Source organism: Pseudomonas sp. TH31 (assembly GCF_016650815.1).
Taxonomy (GTDB): domain Bacteria; phylum Pseudomonadota; class Gammaproteobacteria; order Pseudomonadales; family Pseudomonadaceae; genus Aquipseudomonas.
In genome coordinates this window covers 353,382-371,558 of the sequence record NZ_JAEKEZ010000010.1, presented here as the reverse complement: position 1 = coordinate 371,558, position 18,177 = coordinate 353,382, and the positions used below count along the sequence as shown (strand labels likewise).

General features: G+C 51.4%; 13 protein-coding genes. 7 read left to right on the top strand and 6 right to left on the bottom strand.

Annotated features, from left to right (window positions below):
• Positions 1-6 precede the first annotated feature (6 nt).
• Entirely contained in the window at positions 7-996 is a 990-nt protein-coding gene (locus tag JFV26_RS08310; protein ID WP_242487768.1) for a glycosyltransferase family 2 protein, read from the bottom strand.
• 286 nt (positions 997-1,282) lie between these two features.
• On the opposite strand from JFV26_RS08310, the gene JFV26_RS08305 reads away from it, so the two are divergent.
• Both JFV26_RS08305 and JFV26_RS08300 read left to right on the top strand, forming a co-directional pair.
• Positions 1,283-3,277: a polysaccharide biosynthesis protein gene (locus JFV26_RS08305; RefSeq protein ID WP_201191698.1), complete on the top strand. Its 1,995-nt coding sequence runs from the start codon at positions 1,283-1,285 to the stop codon at positions 3,275-3,277.
• A 154-nt stretch (positions 3,278-3,431) separates the two neighbouring features.
• Positions 3,432-4,593 (top strand): IS3 family transposase gene (locus JFV26_RS08300; RefSeq protein WP_201191378.1). Its coding sequence is split into 2 segments (ribosomal slippage): positions 3,432-3,688 and positions 3,687-4,593, totalling 1,164 coding nucleotides; the frame shifts between segments, so codons are not numbered across the junction.
• 229 nt (positions 4,594-4,822) lie between these two features.
• Here the strand turns inward: JFV26_RS08300 and JFV26_RS08295 are convergent.
• Genes JFV26_RS08295 through JFV26_RS08280 form a run of 4 tightly spaced genes read right to left on the bottom strand, consistent with a single transcriptional unit; the run spans position 4,823 to position 12,698 of the window.
• Positions 4,823-9,640: a glycoside hydrolase family 99-like domain-containing protein gene (locus tag JFV26_RS08295; RefSeq protein ID WP_201191376.1), complete on the bottom strand. Its 4,818-nt coding sequence runs from the start codon at positions 9,638-9,640 to the stop codon at positions 4,823-4,825.
• The gene (locus JFV26_RS08290) at positions 9,627-10,988 is read right to left on the bottom strand and encodes an ABC transporter ATP-binding protein (RefSeq protein WP_201191374.1); all 1,362 of its coding nucleotides are present in this window, start codon (positions 10,986-10,988) and stop codon (positions 9,627-9,629) included. The genes JFV26_RS08295 and JFV26_RS08290 overlap by 14 nt, the downstream gene beginning before the upstream one ends.
• Positions 10,978-11,808, bottom strand: coding sequence for an ABC transporter permease (locus tag JFV26_RS08285; RefSeq protein WP_201191372.1), 831 nt, complete (start codon positions 11,806-11,808; stop codon positions 10,978-10,980). Before JFV26_RS08285 ends, JFV26_RS08290 begins: the two co-directional genes overlap by 11 nt.
• Complete coding sequence (locus JFV26_RS08280; protein WP_342215439.1) at positions 11,805-12,698, bottom strand: glycosyltransferase; 894 nt, start codon at positions 12,696-12,698, stop codon at positions 11,805-11,807. The genes JFV26_RS08285 and JFV26_RS08280 overlap by 4 nt, the downstream gene beginning before the upstream one ends.
• Before the next feature lie 500 nt (positions 12,699-13,198).
• Between JFV26_RS08280 and JFV26_RS08275 the strand changes: the two genes are divergently transcribed.
• From JFV26_RS08275 to fabF, 3 genes are all read left to right on the top strand, one after another.
• Complete coding sequence (locus tag JFV26_RS08275) at positions 13,199-13,534, top strand: ComEA family DNA-binding protein (RefSeq protein ID WP_201191370.1); 336 nt, start codon at positions 13,199-13,201, stop codon at positions 13,532-13,534.
• Between the two features lie 188 nt (positions 13,535-13,722).
• On the top strand, positions 13,723-14,517 hold the full coding sequence (locus JFV26_RS08270) for an SDR family NAD(P)-dependent oxidoreductase (protein ID WP_201191368.1): 795 nt from the start codon (positions 13,723-13,725) through the stop codon (positions 14,515-14,517).
• A gap of 32 nt (positions 14,518-14,549) precedes the next feature.
• A complete protein-coding gene (gene fabF / locus JFV26_RS08265; protein WP_201191366.1) occupies positions 14,550-15,824 on the top strand; it encodes a beta-ketoacyl-ACP synthase II in 1,275 nt (424 codons plus the stop codon).
• On the opposite strand, the gene JFV26_RS08260 is transcribed toward fabF, so the two are convergent.
• A complete protein-coding gene (locus JFV26_RS08260; protein WP_201191364.1) occupies positions 15,821-16,378 on the bottom strand; it encodes a TetR/AcrR family transcriptional regulator in 558 nt (185 codons plus the stop codon). The genes fabF and JFV26_RS08260 overlap by 4 nt on opposite strands.
• Before the next feature lie 176 nt (positions 16,379-16,554).
• Here JFV26_RS08260 and JFV26_RS08255 point away from each other — a divergent pair, with 176 nt between their 5' ends.
• Entirely contained in the window at positions 16,555-17,208 is a 654-nt protein-coding gene (locus tag JFV26_RS08255) for a GntR family transcriptional regulator (protein ID WP_201191363.1), read from the top strand.
• Between the two features lie 15 nt (positions 17,209-17,223).
• Positions 17,224-18,075: an urea carboxylase-associated family protein gene (locus JFV26_RS08250; RefSeq protein ID WP_201191361.1), complete on the top strand. Its 852-nt coding sequence runs from the start codon at positions 17,224-17,226 to the stop codon at positions 18,073-18,075.
• The last annotated feature ends 102 nt before the right edge of the window (positions 18,076-18,177 follow it).

The window sequence follows — 18,177 nt, the reverse complement described above, 5'->3', positions numbered from 1 at the left end:
GAACAATCAGATTTTATTAAAAACGATGGCTATCCCCAAGCTAATATTGCCCTTGAGTGTTTGCCGGTATACTCCCGTTCTTTTCATCAGTCGAAAGCGAGTTAGTAATCCGCTTCGTCTTGCGAGTTCAAAGTCTCGGAGTCGTTGCTCATTTTCAGTGGTGAGGTGTTGTTTAACTGAGTCTAGGGCTTCTAGGTTTTTTGAGGTCCATTCCTTGAATCTGCCCGTGAGCATTTTGCGGAATCTTGAAATCTGATTTTTAAAGTTCGCATTGGCACCGATGAGATTTCCGCCATGTTGACGATAGTCTAAAGTAGGCTCCGCATCATAGACGACCTCGCCACCGCACCCGCTCACCAAAAGATAGGCTAGCCAGTCGTGTGCGACTACGGTCGCGCGCCCATCTACTTGCTGCATAAGTTCCCGTGCAGGCTTATTTATCAACATGGTATTTGCACCTGCAATACTCTGTACCAATGCATTACGGAAGCCTGGTTCCTTTGTAAAGAGAGGCGAATAACCCGTTGGTTGGCCATTAGTATCAACCAATCGTGTTCGCGAGCAATAAAGAGATGGACTTTTGGTTTTGCATGAATTTAAGCTGGAAATGCTTCTTTTTAGCTTGTCGTCGTGCCAAACGTCATCTTGGTCGCCGAAAGCGAAATAGTCGGCTGCTATTTCTAGATTGTTAACTAAAGATAAAAAATTTTTGCCGAAGCCTTTACGTGGACCTTCTAGAATAAATAGTCGGTCGGCACCCAGCTTGGCTTGATATTGCTGCAGAATCTGGAGCGTCTTGTCACTGGATCCATCATCTGAAGCGTAGATTGTCCAGTTTTTATGGGTCTGCCTGATAAGTGAGTCAAGCTGTTCCTTTAAAAAACACTCCCCATTGTAGGTGCAAATAAGTATCGCCACTTTTGCCGCATCAGCAACAGGTATGTGATTCTGGCTCGACGTCGCTTGGGAGGTGGAAGCGGTGTGTTGCATTTCCATGATCTTGATCTCTTGCAAACCAATACTGAAGCGGGTTTTGCACAAAGGAGGGGGGCGCGGCAGGATCCAGCTTTATCGTACTTGCGAATTGATGCTGCTGGTCTACTCGGGTGCTGAGATGTTAACAGGGGGCGGCACTCGTTGACGAGCGCGAGGTGTCCGGAACCCGACGCATAGGGGCGGGGAGAGTCTGAGGTGATTCTGGAGTCGTATTCGCCTCGTGAAGGAGGATACAATGGCGAGGGTTACTCAGTTCAAGGAGTGGAAATTGTGTCCGGGCGATTCGATGGTTAACGTACGATCATTTTTGTTGGGGTTGCCGCGTAGCCAAAAGCGGCTGCTGCAAGTCGCCACTGATGCCGTATTGGTGTGGGTCGCCTTGTGGTTGGCGTTCATCGTTCGTCTCGGCATCGATGACATGTACAACCCGCTTAAGGCACACTTCTGGCTTTTTGCCTTTGCCCCTGTGATTGCGATTCCACTCTTTATACGTTTTGGAATGTACCGGGCCGTCATGCGCTACTTTGGCAATGACGCCCTCATTGCAATCATCAAGGCCGTCAGCCTCTCATCGTTGATTCTCGCGGTAGTCGTGTATTGGTACAGCAACCATCAAGCTGTCGTCCCTAGGTCCATAATCTTCAACTATTGGTGGCTAAGCCTTGTAATAATTGGTGGGTTACGATTGGCTATGCGCCAGTATTTCATGGGCGATTGGTTTACAGCAGCTCAGCACGTGCCTTTTGCCAATCGTGATGACGGAGCGACTAAGGTAGCTGTGTATGGTGCTGGCGTAGCTGGTAATCAGCTTGTTGCTGCTCTACGGATGGGCCGGGTAATGCGCCCGGTCGCATTTATAGATGACGATGCCAGTATTGCTGATCGGTCAATTTCCGGATTACAGGTTTATAAGCCTAAGCATATTCAGCAAATGATAGATGTAACGGGGGCTGAAGAAGTTCTTCTTGCCTTGCCATCGTCTACACGTGCTCGAAGGCGGGAGATTCTCAATTTGCTGGAGGGATTTCCATTACATGTCAGAAGCGTTCCAAACTTTACCGATCTGGCCAGTGGCAGGGTAAAGGTGGAAGATATTCAGGAGGTCGACATTGCGGATCTGCTAGGGCGAGACTCAGTGCCGGCGCAGCCCGAATTGCTGGAGCGCTGTGTCAAGGGCAAGGCAGTAATGGTGACGGGGGCAGGGGGGTCGATCGGCGCCGAGCTGTGTCGACAGATTTTCTCCCTTGCACCGGCGACACTTTTGTTGTTTGACCACAGTGAATTCAATCTCTATACCATTTTGTGCGAACTTGAAAAGCGTGTTGTGCGAGAGTCGTTGACCGTGCGTTTGTTGCCGATACTGGGTTCTATTCGTGACGCCGATAAACTGGTTGATGTTATGAAAGTGTGGTGCATAGATACGGTCTACCACGCTGCCGCTTATAAACATGTTCCGATGGTCGAACACAACATCGCAGAAGGCGTGCTCAACAATGTCATAGGGACGCTTAATGCCGCACAAGCAGCATTGCAAACAGGTGTGGAAAATTTTGTTCTTGTTTCTACCGATAAGGCTGTGCGCCCAACAAATGTAATGGGAAGTACTAAACGCCTTGCGGAACTAACTCTGCAAGCACTGAGTAGGGAAGTTGCTCCGGTATTGTTTGATGATAAAGCGAACGTGTCCAGAGTCAACAAAACCAGATTTACCATGGTGCGGTTCGGTAATGTATTGGGGTCGTCGGGGTCAGTCATACCGCTGTTCCATAGCCAGATTAAATCAGGCGGGCCGCTTACGGTCACTCACCCCAAAATGACCCGCTACTTCATGACCATTCCTGAAGCGGCGCAGTTAGTCATTCAGGCTGGTTCAATGGGACAAGGAGGGGAGGTTTTTGTCCTTGATATGGGTGAGCCTGTGAGGATTGTCGAGCTCGCTGAAAAAATGATCCATCTGTCCGGTTTAAGTATTCGATCTGAGAAAAATCTGCAAGGGGATATCTCGATTGAATTCACGGGGCTGCGGCCAGGTGAAAAACTCTACGAAGAACTACTGATTGGTGACAGCGTAGCTGCCACCCAGCATCCAATGATTATGAGTGCAAGCGAGGACCACCTACCTTGGGACGTGCTTAAGCTGAGGCTGACAGAGCTCCTGGACGCTGTAGCACGTGATGATTATTGCCGGGTTCGTCAGGTGCTCCGCGGAACGGTCAGCGGGTATATGCCTGATGGCGATATTGTCGACTGGATCCACCAGCAACGCGGCGCCGAATCTTAGCGGGCATGGCTAACGCCATTCCTGTTCAGACGCAAGTTTTGGTGGCATTACCGGAAAAAAGCTCTTTTGCAGCCGGCCTTGGCCACCCATTGTAGTGGTCTAATGAAATCGGACACCCATTTAGGCGAGAATGCTCGCCAGGCTGAGGTGTCAGATGACCAAACAACGCCGCTCCTTTACTGCTGAATTCAAACGCGAGGCTGCCGACCTCGTGCTCAAGCAAAACTACAGCTACATCGAAGCCAGCCGCTCACTCGGCATTGGTGAGTCAGCGCTGCGCCGCTGGGTTGACCAGGTTCAGAAAGAGCACCAAGGCATCACTCCGCAGAGCAAGGCGCTGACCCCGGAGCAGCAGAAAATTCAGGAGCTGGAAGCTCGGATCGCCCGGCTTGAGCGAAAAAGTCCATCCTAAAAGAGGCTACCGCGCTCTTGATGTCGGAAGATCACGAGCGTTTGCGCTGATTGATCAGTTGAGTGCCCATGAGCCGGTTGATTGGCTGTGCAAGGTGTTTGAAGTTACCCGCTCGTGCTACTACGCCCAGCGCCTGCGGCGCTGCACGCTCGATGTTGAACGGCTTCGGTTACGTAGCCGGGTCAGTGAGCTGTTCTCGCAAAGTCGCAGTGCTGCGGGCAGTCGCAGCATCCTGGCACTGATGCGTGAAGACGGTGAGCAACTCGGTCGATTCAAAGTGCGCAGTTTGATGCGCGAGCTCGATTTAGTCAGTAAACAACCCGGTTCACATGCCTATAAACGAGCGACAGTAGAAAGACTCGATATCCCGAACACCTTGAACCGTGAGTTTGATGTGCCAGCCCCCAATCAGGTTTGGTGCGGCGACATCACCTATATTTGGGCACAAGGGAAGTGGCATTACCTGGCTGTCGTTCTGGATCTCTGCACGCGCCGGATAGTGAGCTGGGCACTATCGGAAAAGCCGGACGCCGAACTCGTGATCCGGGCCCTGGATATGGCCTACGAGCAGCGTGGCAGGCCTTCGGATCTGCTGTTTCACACCGACCAAGGGTCGCAATATGCAAGCCGCTTATTTCGCCAGCGGTTGTGGCGATACCGCATACGCCAAAGCATGAGTCGCCGGGGAAATTGCTGGGACAACGCACCGATGGAGCGAGTGTTCCGGAGTTTGAAAACTGAATGGATACCGACCTTAGGCTACAGGACTGCGCAGGAAGCACAGCGCGACATCAGCAATTTTTTGATGCATCGGTACAACTGGATTCGGCCTCACCAATTCAACGGTGGGCTGACGCCAGCTCGGGCCGAGGAAAAACTTAACGTCGTGTCCGTGATTAGTTGACCACTACAGATGACACCGGAAATGTAGCCAATATCGGAGAAATGTTAATTCGAGAACAGCACACAGGAGGTTTGCTCTGCGGATAACGTAGAACCCTACCACTAGGGTAGGGTTCTAATGTGCTACCTAGGAACCCTCCGAACATGTCATTTCGAGAAGGTTTCCCTCCAGTAATGACAAGGGCTCCAGCTGACTATCCGAGTAAAAATTGGAATTGTTCGGAGCTTCCCTAGATGCTCGGTCGTGCATAGGCATACGTTTCCGCGGAGCGATAAGCTACGACTTCCGGATGCTCACTCGATGCCAGATAGTAACCTGATAACCAGGTCGCGACGCTGAAACACCGTTCTATCGCATGGGCTAGAGTGCCATCGACTTGGCCAGCTTCTTCTTCAAAATCAACATCTCGAAGGCCAAGTTCGATTATGGATTGAATCGCCGTACTGCGTACATAGAACATCGATCCTGCGGCAAATAAGGTGGATTCCGGTAGGAAAACATCTCCGCCCATTTGTTTAGTCAGCCTATGGACAGTATCCGCGTTTGATCCCCAGTAGGTGCTCATCGACAGAATATGGCCCTCTGGAGCAATCAGTCCCAAATCATTATGTTCAGCAAATGCGGCAAATACCTTGCTGGCTTTTTCAGGTGCCAGTAATTTGCTCAACAAATCTTTGCGCCATGTATCGCCGTCTTCCCTATGCAGAGATTTCTTGGTATGCAGCTTCAATATCAGGTGTTCGTCCTTGACAGCAGTCTGCAGTGCTTTGATGAACGGGAGGATATCGCGGCCGCGATTTTCCTGCACCAAAACGTCCGCCTTCATTGAATGCTTATCCAATTCGACATGAACGGCTTGAGATTTTTCTGGGATAGTGGTGATGACCAAGCGATAAGGCGTTGACCATTGCTTAAGATAATCAAAAATTTCAGCAAGCAACTCAGGGTAAAACGCGTGCACAACTACACAAACTTTACTCGCCAGGGGACTTGGCAACATGGAGGGTGGCGTTTTGAGCGCTTGCTTTGTAGCTTCTAGATACGCATAGCCGTAACGGCGATCTGGTTCCAGGTGCGCGCCCTCTGCCCACTCATTCCACGCGTTGATGAATACGAGGCTTTCACCTTTGACTGGGTTCGCACGTGCATATTCTATCGATGAGCGAAGCCAAGTTCTGTATTTCGCCGGAGTCGAATTTGCTACGGTATATCCGCGTCCAGGCTTCCGCGCATCATTATCCCATGACGGGAAGACGCCTCGGATGAGTGGGAATTCCGAAACAGGTTCCACCGCGGCGCGGTCCACCACATCCTGATAGTCAACGACATAGCCTGCATAATTAGCATTGGCAATCTCTAAGCTGTCATTTATACAAGGGAGATTCGCAGCTACTTTATGAGGGGGGAATTCTACCGCCGCATCAAATCCATACTCGCGCGGATCCAATTTATCAAATTGAACCATGCACAAAAAGAGTTCACCAATACCGACTTCGCGGCAGTATTCACGCCAGCGTACCAAAGTCGCAGCGGCATCAGGTAATAGCGAAGGCCTGTATAAAATGATCAAAGGCTGGCCATCAACGCGTATATAACGCTTGTCTTTCAGTAATGGTTCTAAAGATTTTATGAACGCAAGATCATCTTCAGCACTGTAATTTTGTGCCAAGAGAACTTCATTATCCAGACCATCCCAACGGCGGGTCCAATTTTCATTAGCCCAGCAGATGCAGAAAGGCATATCAATGTTGGACTTAACAAGCTGTTCAAGCGGCCGTTCCAGTATCCGCTTGCCTCCGAACCAATAATAATGGAAGCAAAAGCCCTCCACGCCATACAGCTTGGCAAGCTCAGCTTGCCGTTCCATGACCTCAACGAGCCTCAGGTCATAAAATCCCAACTCTCCCGGTAGATGAGGCTGGTAGTGGCCGATGAACTGTGGGACAGCTTTGGAAACATTAGTCCACTCCGTGAAGCCCTTGCCCCACCACTCATCATTTTCGGGCGTCGGATGAAACTGCGGCAGATAATATGCGATTGCTCGGGCGCGTAGCGCCGAATGATCGATTGGGGCCTCTGAGATCGCACAGTAATCCTGATCAGCAGGGCCAGGCATATTCATCATGTTTTGAATATAACGCGCAGCTACATCGCTGCCCGTCAATCCTGCCTCAGTGCTCGATGTTTGAAACTCTTCTGAAATAGCGACGGCGGGTGAATCATTGACGTGGTTTCTTGCCCAAGCTTTGTAGCTATTTGTTTGCTTGAGCAGAGGCGTCATGGTTGTGAACAGGGCAGACTTTACGCGTAGTTTATTTCGTTGGCTAAAGGGCAAATTATCATAAACACGCTTTGCAAATCGGCCCAGGGAGTGTTTCATGCTCGTCATGTTGCGCATATTTCCTTTAATGCGTTTCATTTTTCTCAGCGGACGGGTGACTGCCCAACTATTAGAGTTGAGCAGTTCAGTTATAGCTGATTGAAGCTTGGATATCTCATTGTCTCGTTCTAAAATAATTGCCGTTAACTCGGACAGCTGATTGCCGAGCCCAGACAATATTCCATTTAAATTTTCCGTAGTATCAGTTTTGGTATAAATTATAGCATTCAAATCAGAGATGCTGGAATCTTTACTTGATATTGTCGTCAGCAGGTCAGCTATCTGATCGTTTTGTGCTGCAACAGTATTGCTTAACGAGATCGCTTCAGCCCGGTATGCATCTGTGCTTTCGTGCAAAGACCGAATCTCTGAGTCGCGAAGATCGAGATTGACGTTTGAAAGCTCTATCGCATTTGTCAGCGAATTTATCGAGTTCTGTAACAGATGCAGATTGTCTCGATAAGATATATTTTCTTGCTTAGCAAAATCCAACTGTTTGTGTAGTTGGTGGTTTTCTGCCTTGCTTAAATTGGCTTGCTGATGTAGCTGTGAAAAAGACTCGCCTAGACGCAGAACTTCGTGGGTGGTTTGCAGTCCGTCGAGTATCTCAATGTCCAGAGTAATATACAGTTCCCTGGAAGTTTGTAGCTTCAACTCTGGAGTAATAAATTGTGGGTCGTCGTTATAGGCGTAATAAAGAATGCCTTGCCCGTCGGTCGTAATCTCTAAAAGTCCAGGTTTTATCGTGTCGCTGTCATCACTCACATTGGCCCATATAATGGATCCGGAACTGTCACTGATAGTCAGTTCGTATAGATTGAACCACTGCGATTGATCTACAGGATCGCATCGGACCGTCAAGGAAGAGTCAAGTTCGGCTAATAATAATGGGAAAGTGATTTTCTGTCTGCCAACCTGCAGAGGTTGATGCATTGCTCGATCTTCTGAAAAATCTTCGCCATTGAATGCGTAGAAAATACTTGCGGAGAGGTAGGTTGTAACCAGCGGATGGTAGGGGAACCAATTGATTAGCGATTCCAATGGTAGCCCGGTTACTATTTCTTGAAAGTTTACTTCGCTCGCGTTAAATCTATCTAAATCTTCATCAGTTACTGGCATCCCCAACAGGGAATAAAGGGTAGATAAAAACTCTTTGCGAGTGAGTGCAGGATTTTCTTTCGTGATCTGAAGGTTGGATGTTTGGTTCAGGAGTAGTAGTAAGCTACGAAAAATCAAATGTCCTAGATGAACATCTTCTAGCGAACACCATTCCATGTCGATTAAATTGGGGTTGCCGAACTCGTCAATAATGATATTTTGTGGTACGGCGTCAATAAAATCCCCAGGGATTTTTGAGTCAATACGAAGGGTGGGGCTAAGGTCGTGGCCCCGCGCTTTTAACATATTTGATAGGTGCACCAAATATACACTTAGATAGTCAGCGACGTCTTGGATGCACCAGTTTTTAGATGATAGTAACTCTATAAATGACTGGCTTAGTACATGGCCATGATAGTACTTATCTTGGGGCTGTAGGCTGAGTATATATTGTGATGTTGAGAGAGCAGCATCACCGGCAAAAAGTCGGTATTTAACTGCTATCTTCTCTTCACCCACTTTAAGAAAGCTGGTTTCTTTGCAGTAGGCGGTTGTACGTTCGGTACTGTAGTGAAAGGCTAACGAATTTTCATCCACGGCTTTATCGCGACTTAGACTAGCGACTACTAGAAATGAGTTAGATAATTCCATGCCTAAGCCGTTTTTAAAAATGACTGGCCATGCCAGTCCTAGATCAAAATTTACAGACTTCGGTAACTGTGGGTCCGCCTTCACACTTTGCCAAGCAAACGCAGCGCCATCGAAGCTTCCCGACTGGCAGCCTTCCTCAGTTAGTATCGAACGAGGCATTTTATAATCGGGGAACGGGGCCAGAAACTCAACGCCCTCGTACCCTGCATTATTTATAAGTTGCTCTAACGCCTGTCTGCCAAACGTGGCGGGACCAGTTTTCTGATAGCGACCTTCAATGCCATACATCGCTTCCCCGATATGGTCTTCAGGTGCGCCAGCAAAATATTTTAGTCCAAGCTGGTTTTCAATAGCGATGAATAGGTGCCCATCAGGCTTCAGCATTTTTCTGATTTTTGTCAACATATTAAGCGCGGGAGATTCACCATCGCTAAACATACTGGCATATTCGAGCACGCCAATTAACGTAATCGCGTCGAACTGTTCATGATATTCGAAATCATCAAAACGTTCCGCAAGGACTGTAACATTTTTCAAATCTCGCGTGCGGCTCGCCGCAATACTAGCTCGTCTGGGACTACCCTCTAGCGATAGGATTTGGCCGCCCGACTCTCCTAAATATCTGCTGACTGCACCACAGCCCGCACCAATTTCTAGCACGGAGCCTTGAAGAAGGTGTTCGAATGGACGGAGTATGTTCCCGCGCTGAGAGCTTAAATGATAATGGATCGCCCATTCAGTACATTGGCGGCGGAGATCTACGGAAAAAACAGATACATCGTCTGTATCTTCTATAATCTTTGCAAGCTTTTGCTCCGATGCATCACCATCATTATAGGCAATTCCCGAAAAATCAGATCGTATCCAAATTTTATTATAATCGTCAAAGCTATAGCCATATTTTTCAAGCTGGAACATAAGTGGCCACCTGCTCTATATCCATGGATAGTTTAAGGTCTACGAGTCCAAAAAGATGATTTGTAGGAGTCACCGTTAGATGGATTGAATCATACCTGCGATCATGGGGTACGACTTCATCTCCGTTTTTTGACGCTACACCTATGGAGATAAAATAATCTCCGCTCGCGAGGAAATTATCAAATTTCAGCCTTGCGGAGATTACGGAGCCTGCTTCCCCTTTAGTTTCAAAGTTTGAACATTCTAGAAGAGCAGAGTTGGATCCGAATATAGTAACGCCTTCTTTAGTTTTTATATTGAAACCAAGAATTGGAGAAATTATAAGCTTGTTGAATTTAATTGAGAGGTCGATTGTAATAACGGACGATGAGTCACTAGCAGAACTGAATCGCTTTCCATTGCTTCTGATATCAAAGTCGAGAATCGTAGCTGCACCATCGCCCCAACGATATTCGTTAGAGTTGTAATGGGCTCTGGTGTGATAAAGATCTGCGTCCTTACTACTAGTAAAGGTGTTTTCGTCATCTTCAACTGCGTCCTTGACGGGAGCGTCAATCCCGTTGTTGGAAGTGGCTTTCTTCTCTCTACCGAACAACAGATCCATATAGTGGTTTACCACTTTGCGCGGTTCTCCAACCATTTTTAGCTCACTAGCATCCAGCAGTAATGCGCGAGAACAGTGCGTAACAACTTGCTCACCTGAGTGCGTGACGAGCAATATGCTGGTCCCGTTTTCTTTCAGCTGCCTAAGTCGCTCAAAGCACTTCGCCTGGAAGCGCGCGTCACCAACCGCCAATGCTTCATCTACAATTAGGATGTCGGGATCTATCTGGGCTTGCACTGCAAACGCAAGCCTGACACCCATCCCGCTAGAATAGTTCTTTACTGGTTGATCCAGAAATTTTCCGATGTCGGCAAACGCCGCAATACTATCAAAACGGGCGTCAATTTCGTTTCGAGTTAAGCCTAGAACAGCCCCATTTAAATAAACGTTCTCACGACCTGTGAACTCAGGATTGAATCCAGATCCTAACTCGAGCAACGCTCCGACACGTCCATTGGTCTGGATTTCACCTAGGGTCGGGGTCAGTGTGCCGCAAATCATTTGGAGTAACGTAGATTTTCCAGAACCATTACGACCGACAATGCCGACAGTCTCGCCCTTATATATGTCAAAGCTAATGTCATTTAATGCCCAATACTCTTGACCATACTGCGAGGGGGGGGTGCCGACCAAGCGCTGGACTCGTGGAATGAACACTTGCTTCAAGCGATCTCTCGGATTTGCATAGGTTCTGTAGCACTTACTAACAGACCGGACTGAGATTGCAATTTTTTCAGAGGACATCGGCAAATCCTCTGCGGGTTTTCTGAAACCAGGCAAATCCAAGCCACGCAACAATCAAAGCAATCACCATATATATTCCTAACCCTTGCCAGTCTGGAAGCTTTCCGAGAATTAAGACAGCCCTTGATTGCTCAATAATGAAAGTTAACGGATTAAATATCATATAGGGTTGCATGTAGTCAGGGAGTGCAGAAACTGGAAAAAACACAGGCGACAGAAAAAGCATAATAGTCGTAAAAATTCCCACGGTTTGCCCTACGTCTCGAAGATAAACGCCCAGCGAGGAAAAGAACCAAGCCAAACCTAAAGTGAATACGAGTAGGGGGAATATGACTACAGGAACTAAAAGTATTGTCAGGTGAAGCGTACCTCCCGCGAAAAAAATCGCTCCGATCAATACTATCAGGCTAATAAGCGTATGGAACAACGCCCCTCCTGCAGTGATGACAGGCAGAATTTCCAGCGGAAATACGACGCGTTTTACATAGCTTGCGTTGTTCAATATTATTAGCGGGGCTTTGTTAATTATTTCAGCAAACAGACTATGGACGATCATTCCTGTAAATAGAACTACGGCAAATTCACTTCTGGTTTCTTCGCCATTCCCTGCCCATCTGGCTTTAAACACAACCGAAAAAACGAATGTGTACACTATCAGCATAAATAGGGGGTTGAGGAATGACCACAACAATCCCATTGTTGAGCCTTTGTAGCGCCCTACCACATCACGCTTGGTCATCTGAATAATGAGCTGCCAATGCTGCTGGAGCCGGTGTAATAAATAGATGGGCGATGTTGAGCTCAGGGCATGCGGATTCATGAAAATCTCTCTGCGTCTAGAAATAAAGGTACTGATAGGTCTTTAGCCGACAATGTCGGTCGGGTAGTCATAATGTCGTTGAGCCTCCAATGATAAAAGCGCCCTTTAAAAACCGTGCGTAACCGCTGGAAGCGCGCGGACCAGTTGGAGTTACTACCGACCAGATTTCCATCGTGCTGGCGGTATGGCACTCTGGGCTGAGGGTCGTAATGGATTGCACCTCCTGCGCCGGAGATCAGCTGATATACCCACCAGTCGTGGGATGGAGCAATCAGGTTATCGCCAGCTTCTTGCAGAAGATCACGTGCAGCTTGGTTAAAAAGCATGGTGTTATCACCACCAATATTTTGAACCAAGGCATTGGAGGAGTAAGGCAGAGGGCAGAACCTTGGTGAGTACCCGACAGTAATGCCTGACTCATAAATCAGTTTGGTCCGACCACAGTAAAGCGCGGGAATATGTTTGGGGATTGTTCGTAACCAGGCTAAAGCTGTATGAAGATTGTTCTCGCACCAGATATCGTCCTGATCTGACCAACCATAGAAGTCTGCCTGTATGTCTGTTCGGACAGTCAGGGAGGGAAAGTTGGTAACGAAGTCTCGCTGTGGGCCTAGCACCACCTTAAGACGGTCTGCCCCCCAACTTCTACTGTATGCCTGCACAAGCTTCAACGTCCCATCTTGAGAGTCGTCGTCAGAAACTACCAGTGTCCAGTTATGATGGGTTTGCCGCTCAAATGAGTTAAGTTGCTCAGTAAGAAAGCGTTCGCCATTGCCATTATAGGAACACATCAGTACCGTAACATGCAGCACTCCAGTGTCTAGCGGCAGATCAGGGCGCTGCAAGGTTCCGTCGAGTTCGAAAACGGGAGGGGCCGATGAGGTAGCCACGGGATCTATTCTCTGAGTACTGACCAGATTTGCTCTGATCCAGCGAAATGAGTCTTGGAAAGCAACAGCCATGCTAGCAAAAGCTATGAATAAGTCTGCTGGCTGTCATTTGCACGCAAATATACCACGAATGGCGCGCCTTTTGACGAAAAACTTCTTTGGCTGGTTGCCTGGCAATTGAAGGCTGGCAGCCTACTGTCATTGTCGAGTCTGCGCCCCGCTCTACGTGCTCAACCAGCACGATCATGCTCTGATAGACGCTGAGATAGCGCGGACCGGTGCTGTCTAGGAAGACCGGTCCAGCCGGCCGAGCGTAAGGTTGATGTCTTGGCTGGCTCCCCCGTTCACTTACACTGGATCTACCAGCAACGCCGACTCGAACCCTGATTGTTTCACATCCTGTAACTGACACACTTTTGACAGCTCCGCGACATCGCCTAAGTTTGGAAGGCAGCTTCGGAAAAGCTGCTTCTTCCCATTGATGTCATGGAGCGTCACTTATGCGTACAGGCTATTTTTATTCCTTGGTTTTTGCCCTGCTCAGCAGCGCCTCTATTGCCGCCATTGCGGCTCCGGCAGCTAAGCCTGAGGCTGTTGTTGCACCCTTGGTGGGAGACGTTGCGGCCAAGGCCCCGACGGCGAAAGTCGATCTCAATGGTGCCGATGCCCCGACGTTGCAGCGCGAACTGGCCGGCGTCGGTGAAGCCAAGGCTAAGGCGATTGTTGCGTATCGTGAGACAAATGGGCCGTTTGCATCTGTGGATGAGTTGTTGGAAGTGAAGGGGATCGGCAAGGAGATTCTGGACAGAAATCGTGAAAAGCTTCAGGTGAACTAAGCTTGTAGATCAACGCCAAGAGGCCGGTCATTGACCGGCCTTTTTGCATTCTGGCGAAAGCGTAAACCTGCTCCTTTCGTCCGAATTTAAAAAATTACGACTATCATATGTTGTTTTGATTATGCCTATAATAAAAACCGAAGCGCTCTGACGCTCGCCATTCTCAAGCCTTACTCAGGAGCACAGTCATGACTTCCACCCAGTCCCAAGGTACGGCCCTCATCACCGGTGCTTCGTCCGGTATCGGGGCGATTTACGCCGAGCGGTTGGCGGCCCGTGGTTTTGATTTGTTGTTGGTCGCTCGCGACGAGCAGCGACTGGAAGCCGCGGCGAGCAAGTTGCGCGCCGAGTATGGCGTTCAGGTCGAAGTACTCAAGGCAGACCTGACGCAAAAGGATGAAGTGCTCAAACTCGAGCAGCGCCTGCGCAGTGACTCCAGTATCAACCTGCTGCTCAACAACGCCGGCGTTGCGGCCGATGGTTTACTGGCCAACGCCGATATGGAGCAACTGGAGCGCCTGATTCAGCTCAATGTCATCACCGTCACGCGCCTGGCTTCGGCCGCCGCGGCCAGTTTTACCAAGGCCGGGCGGGGGACGATCATCAATATCGCGTCGGTAGTCGCCTTGTTCCCTGAACGGTTCAACGCGACTTACAGCGCGAGCAAGGCGTATGTTCTGAGTCTGACCCAGTCGTTGAACACTGAGCTCAATGGCACCGGGGTCCAGGTTCAGGCGGTGTTGCCAGGGGTAACACGCACCGAAATCTGGGAACGTTCCGGTATCGACGCCAGTGGCATCCCAGCGCAAATGATCATGGAAGCAGGGGAAATGGTCGACGCTGCTTTGGCTGGCCTGGATCAGGGTGAGTTGGTCACCATTCCTTCGTTGCCGGAAACGTCCGAATGGGAAGCCTTCGTTGCGGCCCGTCATGTGATGGCGCCGAACTTGTCCCGAGATAAAGCTGCCGCACGCTATAAGTGAGGCGCCATGAATCGGCTTGAGGTGAATGCGGTATGAGTGATCGTCGAGTGGTTGTAACGGGGATGGGCCTGGTGTCGCCGCTGGGTAGTGGTGTCGAAGCGGTCTGGGCGCGTCTGTTGGCCGGACGGTCGGGGATACGGGCGTTGCCGGAAGAAGTGGTCGTCGATCTGCCGGCCAGGGTCGGCGGTCCGGTGCCGACCCTGGCTGAAGATGCCGAAGCGGGTTTCGACCCGGATCGGGCCACACTGCCCAAAGAACAGAAGAAGATGGATCGTTTCATCCTGTTTGCCATGGAAGCCGCGCGCCAGGCGCTGGAGCAAGCCGATTGGCAAGCCCTGGACGCCAACGCTCAGGAACGCACGGCGACCATCATCGGCTCCGGTGTGGGCGGTTTCGGCGCGATCGCCGATGCGGTGCGCACCACTGACAGTCGCGGGCCGCGACGTTTGTCGCCGTTTACCATTCCATCGTTTCTGGTCAATCTCGCGGCCGGCCATGTATCGATCCAGCATGGGTTCAAAGGTCCGTTGGGTGCACCGGTCACCGCCTGTGCGGCGGGTGTTCAGGCGATCGGTGATGCGGCGCGGCTGATTCGTTGTGGTGAGGCGGATATTGCGGTGTGCGGTGGGGCGGAAGCGGCAATCGATCGCGTCAGCCTGGCCGGTTTTGCTGCGGCTCGAGCCTTGTCCAGCGGCTACAACGAAACCCCGGAGCGCGCCTCGCGGCCGTTCGACAGTGGTCGCGATGGCTTTGTGATGGGGGAGGGCTCCGGTGTTCTAGTGATCGAATCCCTTGAGCACGCGTTGGCCCGTGGTGCCCGGCCCATCGCAGAACTGGTCGGCTACGGCACCAGCGCTGATGCCTATCACCTGACCGCCGGCCCGGAGGATGGCAGCGGAGCGCGTCGGGCGATGTCGTTGGCATTGGCGCAGGCAGGTATTTCGCCGGCGCAGGTCCAGCATCTGAACGCCCACGCCACCTCGACACCGGTCGGTGATTTGGGTGAGTTGGCAGCGATCAAGTCGTTGTTCGGGACGGATAACAAGATCGCAGTGACATCGACCAAGTCGGCCACCGGGCATCTGCTGGGTGCGGCCGGCGGGATCGAGGCGATCTTCACGCTATTGGCTATCCGCGATCAGATCGTACCGGCCACGCTCAATTTCGATAACCCGGATCCGGCGGCGCAAGGGGTGGACATCGTCCATGGCCAGGCACGTTCGATGCCTGTCGAATACGCGCTGTCCAACGGCTTCGGCTTTGGTGGGGTCAATGCCAGCGTGTTGTTCAGGCGCTGGCAGGGCTAGTCCTTGGACTGCTTGAGGTGATCGCGTGTGACGTCGAGAATCCGCTGAGCGAGCTCGGGGTTCTCGACACTGCGTGAGAGCAGCAGTGCGCCAATCAGAGTCGACATGATGACGATGCTGCGCTCGGCGGCATCTTCGCCTTCAAGGGTGCCTTGCACCTGTTCGAGTCGTGCATTGAGCACCGTATCGCTGGTCGGGCTCGGCTGCCCGCGCAGCCCGAGTTCCGACGACATGGTTGGCAGCGGGCACCCTTGATGGGGCGATGTCTGGTGCCATTCGGACAAATAAGTGTCGATGAACGCGTCTAGCGGATGCTCCGATGCGAACAGCTCGGCGCACAATCCCTCGACTTCTTCGCCAGCGGCCACCAAGGCCTTTTCAACCAGCTCATCCTTGGATTTGAAGTGTGAGTAAAAGCCGCCATGGGTAAGGCCCAGCGCTTTCATCAGCGGTTGCAAGCCGGTCGCGCCGATACCGTCGCGGCGAAAGCGTGCTGATGCTTCCTTGATGATGCGTTGGTGGGTCTGGGCTTTATGGTCCTGCGAGTAACGCATCTTTATTCTCCACAACAATGCGCCATATTAACCAATGAATGTTGAATGGTGACTGTACTTCTACTTCTAAAAAGCATGCAGATGCGTCTGACTCGGTCCAGAGCTGCTCAGCTACCTGGCATGAATAGTGATTACTTTCTCGTCAACGATTGTTGAACAATCATGAGGCGATGAATATGAACAGTGGACTGTCCCTGGCCGACCACATCACCCGGGAGTTGCGCGCCGACATCATTGGCGGTCGCTTGCTGCCGGGCATGGCGCTGGTGGAAAACGATCTGGTGTCGGCCTACAACGCATCGCGCAATACCATTCGCGAAGCGCTGCACCGTCTGGGGCAGGAGGGCCTGACCCGCTATGTGCGCAACAAAGGCGTGATGGTGCGCAGGGTCGGCGTCGAAGATGTGCGGGATCTGTTCAACGTGCGCCGCACCCTGGAATTGCAAGCCATCAGCGCCAGCCAACCGCTGCGTGAGTACCAGTCTGACCGGATGCTCGAAGCCCTGGAGGCCACCGAACTGGCCCGGGATCGTGAAGACTGGCGCGCCGTCGGTACCCACAGCCTGGCCTTTCATCAACACATCGTCGGGTTGTTGCGCAGCCCCTTGTTCGATGAGTTCTTCACCAACGTCGTCGCTCAGCTGCGGCTGGTGTTTTGCAGCGCCCCCGATGAATCGCGTTTTCAAGCGCCGTGGCTGGCCCGCGACCGTCTGGTCCATGACTTGCTGGCAGACGGTAATAAAGCGCTGGCTCTGGAGGAAATGAGCCTGTATCTCGACGATTCCGAGCAACTGCTGTTGCAGATGCTGACCCCTGTTTCCCATCACTGATTGAGGATTTGTGCCATGTACAAAGACTATCCGGCGGCTTATCAAGTTAGCAAAGGTTCGGCATTGCAGGTGGACAAGGCGTTCTATGAGCGGGTCCGCGATGCGAAGGACGGGCGCACGCTGATCGAGCAATTCGACGTGCCGATCCGCACCGGCCGCGCCTGGCATGTGCCGGCCGGGCATGTGTTTCGGGTGACCACGCCGGTCGGCCCGCAGGTCGGGGATTTCAACGTCTGGAATGCCCATGATCCACGGGAACGCCTATGGGCCGCGCGCACTCGCCAGTTGCAAGGCGCTCACGTCAGCACCCATGACCGGCTCTGGTCGAACCTGCCGTTTTTGCGGCCGCTGGTGACCATCACTGATGACAGCCTGGCCGGTTATGGCATCGACGAACACGGTGGTCGCTTGCACGACTTGCTGGGCACGCGTTGCGATCCTTACGTGAACAAAATGCTTACGGGCGAGGACTTCCATCATCACTGCCACTCCAATCTGACCCGCGCCGTGCTGCCCCATGGGCTGACCGAATTTGACGTGCATGACGTGCTGAACATTTTCCAGTGCACTGGGCTGAACCATGACGACATGTATTTCATGAAGGCTTGCCCGGCGCAGAAGGGCGACTACCTGGAGTTCTTCGCGGAAATCGATTTGCTATGTGCGCTGTCGACCTGCCCGGGTGGCGATCTGTCGTTGGCCATGTGGGGGCCGGACGCACAGGATCCGCTGAGCGTGTGTCGACCGCTTGGGGTTGAGATTTATCGGTTGGAAGACTCGTTGCTCGAAGGCTGGAGCCAGCCTGAGCGTGCTGCGTACAAAGGTCTGCATGGCTTGCACATCGCCAAGGCCGATTGGGAAAAGTAACAGCAAAAAGATCGTCCGAACGCGGCCCGAGACTTCGGCGGCGCCCACGGGCGCGTAGGAGCTGCCGAAGGCTCGGGCCGCGTTCGGACGATCTTTTGACCT